Origin of the sequence: Streptomyces sp. NBC_00659 (assembly GCF_036226925.1) — a bacterium.
Lineage (GTDB): Bacteria > Actinomycetota > Actinomycetes > Streptomycetales > Streptomycetaceae > Streptomyces.
Genome location: NZ_CP109031.1, coordinates 6,402,662 through 6,416,077, shown reverse-complemented (window position 1 = coordinate 6,416,077; position 13,416 = coordinate 6,402,662). Strand labels below are relative to the sequence as shown.

Here is a 13,416-nt window from a genome sequence, read left to right as displayed (position 1 = left end):
CCCGCGCCCGCGATGCCGCAGTTGGCACCGGACGATAGCAGGATCTCCCGCGTGCACTTATCCCGGCCCTACCCCTCACGACGAGTGCCCCTTGTTTTCGGGCTTTTCGGCCTTCGAGGAGTCGGGTTCGACGTAGAGGATCTTGGCCTTCATATGGGCACGTGCCTGTGCGCCGATCCACACGAGTGTGGTGACGACCAGGGTGAGCGCGAAGGACTTGGGATTGAACAGCGATGTGTTCTTGAACGCGGCGACAAAGATGAACAGCAGAAGAATCTGCGCCGTGTAGAGCAGGAGACCCATCGCCTGGAACAAGTGCGGAAGCGATTTGGCGGTGCGCTGCAGGACGTAGAGGCCGAGCCCCATGAAGAGGATCACCACCAGCGTCGCGACGACCGCCCCGAGCGCTCCCTTGCCGCCGGCGACCACACCGCTGACGACGGCGGCAATCGCGCCGACGGCAGCTGTGGGTACAGCGGCCTGAAGGAGGATCCGGGCGTCATTGGACGGCATGGCGGCAACTCCGCTTGCTAAGGGGGGCGTGTCGTCATGGACGAGCGTAGTCCCGGGCTGAGAGAGAACCTCACGCCAAAGGACCTTCGTACTGGGGTCCTTCGGCTCTGCCCTGGGTTCTCGTGAACCGTATCACAAACTATTTGATGAGGTCTTTACCTGGTTGGTGTGCTGACTGTCACACATGAGAGTGAAGCTGCGCGTCTGTGCACTTCAAGCGCCCAATTGTCTGGTATTGGGGCGCTTTGCTTCCCCACGATTTGGTCACGCGTTAGTCAGATTCTTACCTTCGGCTCAGCGCGAGGACTCGGCCTCGCGCCGGTCCAGAAGTCGCGCACGGGTCCCGATCGCCGTCGCTCCATTGACTCCCGAGACTCCGGCCACCGCCGGGGCACGGTGCTCGCGCGCCTCGTCCGGCTCGCTCTCCAGCGCCGCCTCGTGGGTCACGGGCGCCACCTCCCGGGCCGCGGCCGCGGCGGCCCTGCGGCGGCGGTAGCGCGGCGGCAGGAGGTGCTCGGCCCAGCGCGGGGCGCGCGGTGTGAAGCGCGGCAGCAGGAGCAGCACGAGACCGACCGCGCTGAGCGCCGCGATGACGAGCACGCTCCACATGGCCCCGGAGTTGACCGAGTACGCGAGGGCGCCGAAGGAGATCAGCGCCGACCAGAAATACATGATCAGGACGGCCCGGCTGTGCGAGTGGCCGACCTCCAGCAGGCGGTGGTGCAGGTGGCCCCGGTCGGCGGCGAACGGCGACTGCCCGCGCCAGGTGCGCCGCACGATGGCGAGCACCAGGTCGGCGGCCGGGATCGCGATGATCGTCAGCGGCAGCAGCAGCGGGATGAACACGGGCACCGTCTGGTGCACGGTGTTGCGCGGGGAACCGGTGAAGAGGTTCATCACGTCGGGGTCGATCTGCCCGGTGATGGAGATAGCGCCGGCGGCCAGCACCAGACCGATGAGCATCGACCCGGAGTCGCCCATGAAGATCCGCGCGGGATGCATGTTGTGCGGCAGGAAGCCCAGGCACATGCCCATCAGGATCGCCGCGAACAGCGTCGCCGGGGCGGCCGCCTCGATGCCGTACGAGTACCAGATCCGGTAGGCGTACAGGAAGAACGCGGCGGACGCGATGCACACCATGCCGGCGGCCAGTCCGTCGAGGCCGTCCACGAAGTTGACCGCGTTGATGGTGATGACGACGAGCGCCACCGTCAGCAGCGTGCCCTGCCACTGGGTCAGCGCGACCAGGCCGACCCCGGGGATCGGCAGCCACAGGATCGTCAGACCCTGCATGACCATCACACCGGCGGCGATCATCTGGCCGCCGAGCTTGATCAGGGCGTCGATCTCGAACTTGTCGTCCAGCACACCGATCAGCCAGATCAGCGCGGCGCCGGAGAGAAGGGCACGCGGTTCGTTCGAGTTGGCGAAGACCTCGTTGAGGTTCGTCAGATGGTCCGCGACCAGCAGGCCGGCGCACAGACCGAAGAACATCGCGATGCCGCCGAGCCTCGGCGTGGGTTCACGGTGCACGTCGCGCGCCCGGATTTCCGGCATGGCTCCGGCCACGATCGCGAATTTCCGTACCGGCCCTGTCAGCAGGTACGTCACCGCGGCCGTGATGCAGAGCGTCAGCAGGTATTCACGCACGGGCTTCCCCACAGGTCTCGCTGGCCATCACAGCCCCACACCCTAGCGATGCACGCATACGGTTGAGGACTTTCGGGTAGCGACGATGGTTGCACGTGTGGCTGTGCGGCTCGGTACGCGTACCCCCGGTCAGTCCGGATAAGGCGGAAATCTCCCGGTGAGTTCCCGCACTTCCTCGCGTGCCGACCGGCCCTCGATCTCGTCGCGCAGCACCCCCGCGAACAGTGCCGCGACCCGTGCCATCTCCGGCTCGCCCATCCCCTGGGTGGTCAGCGCCGCGGTGCCGAGCCGCAGGCCCCGGGCGTCGCCGTGAGGCAGCGCACAGGTGTCGAGGACCATACCGGCGGCGGCCAGCCGGCCGCGCGCGGTACGCCCGTCGACGCCGAGCGATACCGGATCGGCGACCAGCAGATGGGTGTCGGTGCCGCCCGTGGTGACCGCGAGCCCCTCCGCCTCGAGACCCGCGGCCAGCACCCGGGCGTTCGCGGTCACCTGATGGACGTACGCCGTGAAGGCCGGGGTCGCCGCCTCGCCGAACGCGACGGCCTTGGCCGCGATGGTGTTCATCTGCGCACCGCCCTGGGTGAACGGGAAGACGGCCCGGTCGACCCGCTCCGCCAGTTCGCCACCGCACAGGATCATGCCGCCGCGCGGCCCCCGGAGCACCTTGTGCGTGGTGGCGCACACGACATCGGCGTACGGCACCGGGTTCGGCGCCGCTCCCCCCGCGACGAGCCCGATGGGGTGGGCGGCGTCCGCGATGAGATAGGCGCCGACCTCGTCGGCGATCTCCCGGAACAGCGCGTAGTCGATGTGCCGCGGGTACGAGATCGACCCGCACACGACGGCCTTGGGGCGACGGGCGCGGGCCAGGGCGCGCACCTGCTCGTAGTCGATCAGTCCCGACTCCGCCTCGACGCCGTAGCCGACGAAGTCGAACCAGCGGCCGGAGAAGTTCGCGGGCGACCCGTGGGTGAGATGACCACCGAAGGGCAGGCCCATCGCCAGCACGGTGTCCCCGGGGCGCAACAAGGCGGCGTACGCGGCCAGGACGGCCGAACTCCCGGAGTGGGACTGGACGTTGGCGTGATCGGCGCCGAAGAGGGCCTTGGCGCGGTCGACGGCGATCCGCTCGGCGACGTCGACGATCTCGCAGCCGCCGTGGTGGCGGGCGCCGGGATACCCCTCGGCGTACTTGTTCGCCAGCGGCGAGCCGAGCGCGGCCAGCACGGCCGGCGAGGTGAAGTTCTCCGCCGCGATGAGCTGCAGCGTGGTCGACTGCCGGTCCAGCTCACCGAGCAGGATCTCGGCGAGCTCGGGATCCTGGCGGCTCAGGACATCCGCTTCGGGCATGGTGGCGACCGGCATGGTGGACTCCGGACATCTGCGGGGGGACGCTTATGTCCAATGTAGAACCGGGACCGGTCGCACGCCCGGTGTCACGTCCGCGCGGGTACCCCCGTCAGAGCAGTGACGACCGGGTCCAGTGCCTCGTTGATCTCGTCCCCGATGGCCCGGAAGAACGGCAGGGGCGCCCCGTAGGGGTCGAACACCTCGTCGGCCTCCGCGGTCGGGGCCAGCAGCCAGCCGCGCAGCGCGGCGGCGGCCCGTACCAGCGCGACGGCGCGCTCGACCACGCCGTCCTGGAGGGGCGGCAGGGTCGAGCTGTCTATGGCGCGCACCAGCCGGGTGAACTCCTTCAGCGTGAAGGTGCGCAGGCCGGCGGAGTGCCCCATGGAGATGACCTGGGCACGGTGGTCGCGGGTGGCCGTCAGGACCAGGTCGGCGCGGATGACGTGGTCGTCGAGGAGCTCGCGCCCGACGAAGCCGGAGGGGTCCGCGCCGAAGTCGGTCAGGACGGTCGCGGCGTTGGCCTCCATGGGCGCGCCCTCGTGGCCCCAGGTGCCGGCGCTCTCCACGATGAGGCCGCCCCACAGGGGGTCGCCCAGCCGGTCCGCCAGGGCATGCCGGGTCAGCCGCTCGGTGATCGGCGAGCGGCACACGTTGCCGGTGCTGACGTGGAGGATGCGGAAGGATCCGCTCGGGGATCCGCCGGTCCCGGTGAACCCCGCGCCTATGCCACGCATGGGACTGCTCCCTGCTCCGGCCGAGCCGGGAGCCCGGGGGACTCGGGGGCTGTCAATTCGCCACCTCGAGGTCGGGTACGACCTTGCGGAGCTCCTCCGCCGACAGGGCGCCCGCGCGCAGCAGGACGGGGACCTTGCCGGTGACGTCGACGATCGAGGAGGGCACGTTGCCCGGGGTCGGACCGCCGTCCAGGTAGACCGAGACGGAGTCGCCGAGCATGCCCTGGGCGGCGTCGCAGTCCTCCGGCGCGGGGTGGCCGGTGAGGTTGGCGGAGGAGACGGCCATCGGGCCGACCTCCGTGAGGAGCTCGATGGCGACAGGGTGCAGCGGCATACGGATCGCCACCGTGCCCCGGGTGTCCCCCAGGTCCCACTGGAGCGACGGCTGGTGCTTGGCGACGAGGGTCAGGGCGCCCGGCCAGAACGCGTCGACGAGCTCCCAGGCCATCTCGGAGAAGTCCGTGACGAGGCCGTGCAGGGTGTTCGGGGAGCCGATGAGGACAGGGGTGGGCATGTTGCGGCCCCGGCCCTTAGCGTCGAGCAGGCCGGCGACGGCCTCCGAGGTGAACGCGTCGGCGCCGATGCCGTAGACGGTGTCGGTGGGGAGGACCACCAGTTCGCCACGGCGGACGGCGGACGCCGCCTCACGCAGACCTGTGGTGCGGTCGGTCGCGTCGTTGGTGTCGTATCGCCGTGCCATTTAGCGGGCCTCCTCATACACGTACTGCTGGCTGGGGGTGCGAAGAAACGCGATGCGGTCGAAGGCGACGCGCGGGCGCACCACGGCGCCGCCGCGCGCCGGGACCGGGTGAGCCGCGCTCACGGCATCGCCTTGCGGGCGGTCGCGAACCGCGGCCGGTTGTTGAGATCCGGGTGGTCGGCCGCGTCGGCCCAGCCCCGCTCCTCGGTGAAGATCCACGGCACCTGTCCGCCCTGGGTGTCGGCGTGCTCGATGACGACGACGCCGCCGGGCCGCAGCAACCGGTGCGCGGTGCGCTCGATGCCGCGGATGAGGTCGAGTCCGTCCTCGCCGGAGAACAGGGCGAGCTCCGGGTCGTGGTCCCGGGCCTCAGGCTGCACGTACTCCCATTCGGTGAGCGGGATGTACGGAGGGTTGGAGATCACCAGGTCGACCTGGCCGTCGAGGTCCGGGAACGACGTGAGGGCGTCTCCCTGGCGCAGGTCGACCCTGGACCCCTCGACGTTCTTGCGCGTCCACCGGAGGGCGTCCTCGGACAGCTCCACGGCGTGCACACGGGAGCGCGGGACCTCCTGGGCGAGCGCGAGCGCGATGGCGCCCGAGCCGGTGCACAGGTCGACGATCATCGGTTCGACGACGTCCATCGCGCGGACGGCGTCTATGGCCCAGCCGACGACCGACTCGGTCTCCGGGCGGGGGACGAAGACGCCGGGCCCCACCTGGAGTTCGAGGTAGCGGAAGTAGGCGCGCCCGGTGATGTGCTGGAGCGGCTCGCGGGCCTCACGGCGCGCGGTCACCTCCCAGTAGCGGGCGTCGAAGTCCGCGTCCTTGACGCTGTGCAGCTCGCCCCGCTTCACTCCGTGGACGAAGGCGGCGAGCTCCTCCGCGTCGTTGCGCGGCGAGGGCACGCCGGCGTCGGCCAGCCGCTGGGTGGCCTGGGCCACTTCCGCGAGCAGCACGCTGCGGGGGTTTGGGGGTCGACCCCCAAAATGTTGCTGCACGCTGGTCCTCCGGGGCTGAGCTGTTGTCGTTTGCTGTTACGCGTTGGCGAGCTTGGCGGCCGAGTCCGCGTCGACGCAGGCCTGGATGACCGAGTCGAGCTCGCCGTCCAGCACCTGGTCCAAGTTGTACGCCTTGAAGCCGACGCGGTGGTCCGAGATGCGATTCTCCGGGAAGTTGTACGTACGGATCTTCTCGGAGCGGTCGACCGTGCGGACCTGGCTGCGGCGGACGTCGGAGGCTTCCCGCTCCGCTTCCTCCTGCGCCGCCGCGAGGAGCCTGGAGCGCAGGATACGCATCGCCTGCTCCTTGTTCTGCAGCTGGCTCTTCTCGTTCTGGCAGGAGGCGACGACTCCGGTGGGAATGTGCGTGATGCGCACCGCGGAGTCGGTCGTGTTGACGGACTGGCCGCCGGGGCCCGAGGAGCGGTAGACGTCGATGCGGAGATCGTTCGCGAGGATCTCGACGTCGACCTCCTCGGCCTCGGGCGTGACCAGGACACCGGCGGCCGACGTGTGGATCCGGCCCTGCGACTCGGTCGAGGGCACGCGCTGCACCCGGTGCACACCGCCCTCGTACTTCAGCCGGGCCCAGACGCCCTGGCCGGGCTCGGTGGCACCCTGTCCGCCCTTGGTCTTCACCGCGACCTGGACGTCCTTGTAGCCGCCGAGCTCGGACTCGGTGGCGTCGATGAGCTCGGTCTTCCAGCCGACGCGCTCGGCGTAGCGCAGGTACATGCGCAGCAGGTCACCGGCGAACAGGGCGGACTCGTCGCCTCCGGCGCCCGCCTTGATCTCCAGGATGACGTCCTTGTCGTCGCTCGGGTCGCGCGGGACCAGCAGCAGGCGGAGCTTCTCGGTGAGCTCCTCCTTCTGCTTCTCCAGGTCCTTGACCTCGGCGGCGAAGTCGGGGTCGACGGCGGCGAACTCCTTGGCCGTGCCGATGTCGTCCCCGGTCTGCTTCCAGGAGCGGTACGTCGCGACGATCGGGGTCAGCTCGGCGTAGCGCTTGTTGAGCTTGCGCGCGTTGGCCTGGTCGGCGTGCACCGACGGGTCAGCGAGCTTCTTCTCCAGATCGGCGTGCTCGCCGATCAGTTCCTCGACCGCCTCGAACATCTCCGGCTCCAATGGACTGTCCCCGGCTCTGTGCAGGGCGTGGGGACGTAGGTACGGCGTGGGGTTCCCCTGCTCGAACGCGTCGAGAGCCCGGGGAGGGGGCTGGACCGCAAAGCGCCGGTCCCGGCGTCCCCGTGCGGGGGACTCCGAAGACCGGCGCTGTGGGCTCGCTACTTGTTGGCAGCGGCAGCCTTGCCGAAGCGGGCCTCGAAGCGGGCCACACGGCCACCGGTGTCGAGGATCTTCTGCTTGCCCGTGTAGAACGGGTGGCACTCGGAGCAGACCTCGGCGCGGACGGTGCCGCTGGAGATCGTGCTGCGGGTGGTGAACGACGCGCCACAGGTACAGCTGACCTGCGTCTCGACGTACTCGGGGTGGATGTCGCGCTTCAAGGTGTCTCCTAGTTTCGGGAGGGCACCGGGTCGCCGCCGCTGGATGCGGATGCGTGAACCGGGGCCGACGTACCAGTCTGCCAGCACTGGCCGTATCCCCCAAAACGGAGGGACGCGACGATCTATTCCCCGTGCGGCCCCGTGCGGCTCGGGGACGGTCCGCGCCCGGGCCGCACGGGCTCGGCCGGGGCTCGGTGGAAGCTCGGCGGGGGCTCAGCCGGGGCTGACGACGCCCTTCGCGGTGCCGGTGGCGGTTCCCTCGGTGGCCGCCTTCGGGATCGGCCGGTCGGCCTTCAGCGCCTTCCACATCAGCTCGGACTTGGTCTTGTCGACCAGGACGCGGTTGGCGTCGGCCGGGTCGTACTGGACCGGCATCGTCACCATGGTCATGTGGGACGAGCCGATGCCCTTGAGGCCGCCCGCGAAGGAGGCGAGGGCGGTGACGCTGCCGAGGTCGGAGTCGGTGGTCACCGTCTTGGTCGCGGTGTCGGCGAGGTCGTACAGCTTTTTCGGGTTGGACAGGAGACCGATGTCCTTGACCTGGTCGACCAGGGCCTTCATGAACGCCTGCTGGAGCTGGATGCGGCCGAGGTCGGAGCCGTCGCCGACGCCGTGCCGGGTACGGACCAGGCCGAGCGCCTGCTTGCCGTCGAGCTCGTGGGACCCGGCCGTCAGCTGCAGATGGCTCTCGTGGTCCGAGATGGCCTTGGTCGTGGTGATCGTGACGCCGCCGAGGTCGTCGACCAGCTTCTGGAAGCCGCTGAAGTCGATCTCGATGTAGTGGTCCATGCGGATGCCGGTCATGGACTCGACGGTCTTCACCGCGCAGGCGGCGCCGCCGGTGGAGTAGGCGGAGTTGAACATCGCGCCGGAGACCGCGCCGTGGACGGTGCCCTTGGAGTCGGTGCAGGAGGGCCGCTCGACGAGCGTGTCACGGGGGACGGAGACCACACTGGCCCGCTTGTGGCCCTTGTACACGTGGACGATCATCGCGGTGTCGGAGCGGGCGCTGCCGTCGTCGGTGCCGCCGCCGAGCTTCTTGTTGGTTCCGGAGCGGGTGTCGGAGCCCAGGACCAGGATGTTCTCCGAGCCGTTGTCGACCTTCAGGGGCCGCTCGCTGCCTAGCGCCTGGTTGATGTCGACGCTCTTGAGGTTGCCGTTGAGCTTGAAGAACAGATACCCGGCTCCGGCGCCGCCGAGCGCCACGACACCCGCCGCGGTCCAGGCCGTGACGAGCAGGGCCTTGCTGCGCGGGCTGCGGGCCTTGCGGCGGCCGTCCTTCGGGCGGGGCGGGGTGCTGTCGCCGGGGTCGCCCGGTATGGCGGGCTCCGGCGTGCTCTCGGCGGGCATGTGTTCCTCGGCTTCCTCTTTACGTTTACGGTCGGTTACCCCCTGCTTTCAGGGCCAGGCCCATCCGGTCGTGACAAGGCGTACCGCTCCATGGTCACTCCGTACGGTCAGACGGGGAAACCCGGGAAGGGGTTGCACGACGCAAAGTGCCCACCGCGTGACGCGGTGGGCACCCTGTGCACTCGGCCGGAGCGGGGAAGAACCCGCTCACCTGCGATGTCAGCCGAAGATGTCGTACTGCTTGAAATCGGTACCCACCGAGATCCTCGTGGCAAAGATCTCGGAGGTGGCCTTTCCGGTGCCCTTGTACAGGTAGAGCGTGCCGCCGGGGGTGCGGGCCAGGAAGTCGGCCTTGCCGTCGCCGGTCACGTCACCGGGAGCGTCGAAGGCGTTGTAGTCCGCCCAGGTGCGCACCTTGATGCGAGTGGAGAAGGCACCGCTGCCGGTCTTGCCCGTGCCCTTGTACAGGTAGATGTACGAGCCGGACGAGCTGCGCGCGATCAGGTCGGCCTTGCCGTCGCCGGTGAAGTCGCCGTGCGCGCGCACGGAGTTGTACTGGCTCCAGCCGGTGCTGACCTGGACCCGCGCCGAGAAGGTGCCGTTGCCCTTGCCCGGGTACTCCCACATCGCTCCGGTGGAGTCGACGGAGAGCATGTCGGGCAGGCCGTCGCCGGTGAGGTCGCCGGGGGCGATGATCCGGGTGCGGGCCTTCCAGTTGGTGAAGATCTTGTCGGTGACCGTCTCCCTCGTCGACGGCACCACGTGCGACCAGTAGACGTCGCCCGTGGTGCTGTTGCGGGACACGAGGTCCTGGTGGCCGTCGCGGTTGAGGTCGGTCTGGAGTACGACATTCACGCCGGCCCACGAGCCCATCGACTTGCGAGCGGCGAACGAGGTGCCGTTGGAGTCCTTCTCGTAGCCCGTCTTGGTCGACGAGTTGCGGACGATCAGGTCGGCCTTGTGGTCACCGTTCAGGTTGGTGTCCTCGACGCGCGGCCAGGCAGCGCCGACGTAGGTGCTGACCTTCGAGAAGACGCTGTACGCGCCCTTAGCGACGCAGTTCTCGACACCCCAGGACACGACACCGACGATGCGGCCGTTCACGATCAGCGGGCCGCCGGAGTCACCGTTGCAGGCGCTGGTGGTGCCGTCGTCGGTGCCGGTCGCCGCGGTGCCCGCCGCGCTGCCCGCGCAGACCATGTGCCCCTCGACGAAGTCGTCCTCACCGAGGACCGACCGCATGGCCGTGTTGCACGTGCTGTCGGATTTGATCGACAGCGTGGCCGTCTTCAGCGTCTCGGAGATGTCCTGCGTGGTGGAGGTGGTGCGGCCCCAGCCGTAGAGCGTCGCCTTGTCCGACGCGTACGACGTGGTGTCACCGGAGGTCGTCATACGGATCGGCTTGGCGGCGACGGGCTTCGCCAGCGTGAGGACCGCGATGTCGTTGTCGATGGTCCTCGGGTTGTACGACGAGTGGGTCCACTGCCGCGAGACGGCGGTGACCGTACCGCCGTTCACGCTGGTCTCAGTCGGCAGCTGAGAGGTGCCGGTGATGACGGCACCGTTGGCCGCCCAGTCATAGATCTTGCCGTTCTCGTCCTTGGTGCAGTGCGCGGCGGTGAGGATCTTCGTCGGCGAGACGACGGAGCCACCGCAGAAGAAGCCGATGTCCTTGGCCTCGTCGTAGTACCAGAGCTGCGCCATCCACGGGGCCGTGGAGATGGTGGTCGCGGTACCGCCGATGATCTTCGGATCCACGTGCGCCGGGGTCGTGGAGGCGCTCAGGGACGCCTTCTGCGTCGTCCGGCCTGCGGTGTCATCACCTGCGAGCGCGCCCGCGACACGCTTCTCCAGCGTGGCCTGGGACGGCACGGAGCCGACGATGTTCACGGCGGGCAGGGACAGCGTCGGCGGGCTGGGTGTGGCGTTCGCAGACGACACCAGGAGCGCACCGGCGACGGCGGCGGCGAGGCCGGCCGCGGCGACCGGAACGGCGATCCGTATGCGGCGTCTGTGCCTACCGCCCCCGGGCGTGGACGTATCCACTCAAGTCCCCCCTCAGAGATAAGAGTTCAGATCTGCTTCAGCAGCTGTTCAAGGGCGCGATCGTACACGTGTCCCGAACAGCGCAAAGGGCCGCCCCCGTCACCTGGGTGACGGGGGCGGCCCTTTGCGGTTTCTGCTCTGCGAACTCCGGTCGCGGACGACCTCGGTCGCGAAGACGTCAGTCGTTGTTGTTGCCCGGCGACGGCGTCGTCTTCTGGATCTGGAGCAGGAACTCGGCGTTCGACTTCGTCTGCTTCATCTTGTCGAGCAGCAGCTCGATCGCCTGCTGCTGGTCGAGCGCGTGGAGCACGCGACGCAGCTTCCAGGTGATGGCGAGCTCGTCGCTGCCGAGCAGGAGCTCTTCCTTACGGGTACCGGACGCGTCCACGTCCACCGCCGGGAAGACACGCTTGTCGGCGAGCTTCCGGTCGAGCTTGAGCTCGGCGTTGCCGGTGCCCTTGAACTCCTCGAAGATGACCTCGTCCATGCGCGAGCCGGTGTCGACGAGCGCGGTGGCCAGGATGGTCAGCGAGCCGCCGTCCTCGATGTTGCGCGCGGCACCGAAGAAGCGCTTCGGCGGGTACAGCGCGGTCGAGTCGACACCACCGGACAGGATGCGGCCGGAGGCCGGGGCGGCGAGGTTGTACGCACGGCCCAGACGCGTGATCGAGTCGAGCAGCACGACGACGTCGTGGCCCAGCTCCACCAGACGCTTGGCGCGCTCGATGGCGAGCTCGGCGACCGTGGTGTGGTCCTCGGCCGGACGGTCGAAGGTCGAGGAGATGACCTCGCCCTTGACCGACCGCTGCATGTCGGTGACCTCTTCCGGACGCTCGTCGACCAGGACGACCATCAGGTGGCACTCGGGGTTGTTGTGCGTGATCGCGTTCGCGATCGCCTGCATGATCATGGTCTTGCCGGTCTTCGGCGGGGCCACGATCAGACCGCGCTGGCCCTTGCCGATCGGCGCGACGAGGTCGATGATGCGGGTCGTCAGCACGCCCGGGTCGGTCTCCAGGCGGAGCCGGTCCTGCGGGTAGAGCGGCGTGAGCTTGTTGAACTCCGGCCGGCCGCGACCGGAGTCGGGGGCCATGCCGTTGGTCGAGTCCAGGCGCACGAGCGCGTTGAACTTCTCGCGGCGCTCGCCGTCCTTGGGCTGACGGACCGCGCCGGTGACGTGGTCACCCTTGCGCAGACCGTTCTTGCGGACCTGGGCGAGGGAGACGTACACGTCGTTGGGACCCGGCAGGTAGCCCGACGTACGGATGAACGCATAGTTGTCGAGGATGTCGAGGATGCCCGCGACGGGGATCAGCACGTCGTCGTCGGCGACCTGCGGCTCGGCGATCTCGTCGCGTCCACGACGCCCGCGGCGGTCACGGTAACGACCGCGCCGGCCGCGGCGGCCGCCCTCGAAGTCGTCGTCGTCCTGCGGGCCGTTGTCGCGGGGACCGTTGTCGCGGGGACCGACGTCACGCGGCTGCTGCTGGCGGTCCTGACGGCCGCCGCCCTGCTGCTGACGGTCCGGACGGTCCTGGCGCTCCTGACGGTCCGGGCGCTGCTGGCCGGCACCCTGGCCGCCCTGCTGCTCGTCGCCCTTGACCGGGCGGCGGTCGCGGTCACGGCCGCCCCGGTCGCGGTCACGGCGGTCACGGCGCTCACGACGGCCCTCGGCGCTCTCGGCGTCGCCCTGCGTCTCGGTCTTCGCCTCGGCGGTGACCGTCTCGGGGCTGCCCGCCTCGGCGGTGGCACGGCGACGGCGGCGCTCGGCGGGGGCGTCGTCTCCCCCGCGGTCGGCCTCGCTCGGGCGGGAGGGACCTCCGGCCGGCTGGCCGGGGATCTCGATCTGCTGCTGGGCCACGGCCTTCTCGGCGGCCTTCTCGGCCTTGGCCTCGGCCGGCGCGGCGGCCTCGTCACCCGTACGGGCCTTCGAGGCGGTCCGGCGCTTCGGCTTGGTCTCGGCGGCGGCGTCGGACGCCGTCTTGGCCGGAGCACCTGCTCCGGCCTGCGCCTCCTTGATGACCTCGATCAGCTGGCTCTTGCGCATCCGCGCGGTGCCCCTGATTCCGAGGCCGGATGCGACCTGCTGCAGCTCGGCCAGCACCATGCCTTCGAGGCCGGTACCGCGGCGTCGCCTGGAGCCGGCACCGGTGGCAGGCGCGGAGGCGTCCGTGGCGGGCGCGGCAGCGGTCTCCTCGACACGTGCGCCCATCAGATCGGTGGTGTCGCTCACGAAGGGTCCTTCCCTGGAGCGGACGTCGGCCTGTCTGGCTCGGCGACCGGTTGTGCTGTCCGGCATTGGCCCTTGCTGTGTGGACCGTGCCGGGGCGGTGGTCCGCCAAAGCGGCGGAAGACATTGCTGGTGATGACGATTCCGGAGCCGTGGCACTGAGTTTCGGTGTCATCGGCTCGGTCACGCCGGTTCCGGAGCGTGCTCAGCACTGCTCAGCGCATAGCACCCAATGCAAGGCACGTAGCAGTTTGGGAGGCTCCCGGAAGAATGGGTGTCCCGAACAGGGACGCGAAGCACCTCGCCATGGTGGGGTCGGGTGCAGACTTGAGGT

Annotated in this window: 12 protein-coding genes; all 12 read right to left on the bottom strand. The window is 69.5% G+C overall.

Translation table 11 applies throughout. The features are described 5' to 3' along the window. Window positions 1-75: 75 nt before the first annotated feature. Window positions 76-513 carry a hypothetical protein gene (locus OG410_RS28165; protein WP_326785487.1) on the bottom strand — a complete coding sequence of 146 codons (438 nt, stop codon included), beginning with the start codon at window positions 511-513 and terminating at the stop codon, window positions 76-78. A 294-nt stretch (window positions 514-807) separates the two neighbouring features. Next, window positions 808-2,163: an MraY family glycosyltransferase gene (locus tag OG410_RS28160; protein WP_328671434.1), complete on the bottom strand. Its 1,356-nt coding sequence runs from the start codon at window positions 2,161-2,163 to the stop codon at window positions 808-810. A 129-nt stretch (window positions 2,164-2,292) separates the two neighbouring features. After that, complete coding sequence (gene glyA / locus OG410_RS28155) at window positions 2,293-3,531, bottom strand: serine hydroxymethyltransferase (protein ID WP_329301673.1); 1,239 nt, start codon at window positions 3,529-3,531, stop codon at window positions 2,293-2,295. A gap of 71 nt (window positions 3,532-3,602) precedes the next feature. Further along, window positions 3,603-4,250 carry an arsenate reductase/protein-tyrosine-phosphatase family protein gene (locus tag OG410_RS28150; protein ID WP_329301672.1) on the bottom strand — a complete coding sequence of 216 codons (648 nt, stop codon included), beginning with the start codon at window positions 4,248-4,250 and terminating at the stop codon, window positions 3,603-3,605. A 52-nt stretch (window positions 4,251-4,302) separates the two neighbouring features. Further along, the gene (locus OG410_RS28145; protein ID WP_326785493.1) at window positions 4,303-4,950 is read right to left on the bottom strand and encodes an L-threonylcarbamoyladenylate synthase; all 648 of its coding nucleotides are present in this window, start codon (window positions 4,948-4,950) and stop codon (window positions 4,303-4,305) included. Further along, window positions 4,951-5,073: a hypothetical protein gene (locus OG410_RS28140; RefSeq protein WP_329301671.1), complete on the bottom strand. Its 123-nt coding sequence runs from the start codon at window positions 5,071-5,073 to the stop codon at window positions 4,951-4,953. Then, complete coding sequence (prmC, locus tag OG410_RS28135) at window positions 5,070-5,909, bottom strand: peptide chain release factor N(5)-glutamine methyltransferase (protein ID WP_326785495.1); 840 nt, start codon at window positions 5,907-5,909, stop codon at window positions 5,070-5,072. The genes OG410_RS28140 and prmC overlap by 4 nt, the downstream gene beginning before the upstream one ends. A 78-nt stretch (window positions 5,910-5,987) precedes the next feature. Next, window positions 5,988-7,064 (bottom strand): peptide chain release factor 1, encoded by a 1,077-nt coding sequence (gene prfA, locus OG410_RS28130; RefSeq protein WP_329301670.1) that lies wholly within the window; start codon window positions 7,062-7,064, stop codon window positions 5,988-5,990. A 170-nt stretch (window positions 7,065-7,234) separates the two neighbouring features. Next, a complete protein-coding gene (rpmE, locus tag OG410_RS28125) occupies window positions 7,235-7,456 on the bottom strand; it encodes a 50S ribosomal protein L31 (RefSeq protein WP_100595864.1) in 222 nt (73 codons plus the stop codon). Window positions 7,457-7,669: 213 nt separating this feature from the next. Then, on the bottom strand, window positions 7,670-8,806 hold the full coding sequence (locus OG410_RS28120) for an LCP family protein (protein ID WP_329301669.1): 1,137 nt from the start codon (window positions 8,804-8,806) through the stop codon (window positions 7,670-7,672). A 219-nt stretch (window positions 8,807-9,025) separates the two neighbouring features. After that, the gene (locus OG410_RS28115) at window positions 9,026-10,852 is read right to left on the bottom strand and encodes a trypsin-like serine protease (protein WP_329301668.1); all 1,827 of its coding nucleotides are present in this window, start codon (window positions 10,850-10,852) and stop codon (window positions 9,026-9,028) included. A 178-nt stretch (window positions 10,853-11,030) separates the two neighbouring features. Further along, window positions 11,031-13,085 (bottom strand): transcription termination factor Rho, encoded by a 2,055-nt coding sequence (rho, locus tag OG410_RS28110; protein WP_329301667.1) that lies wholly within the window; start codon window positions 13,083-13,085, stop codon window positions 11,031-11,033. Window positions 13,086-13,416: the final 331 nt, after the last annotated feature.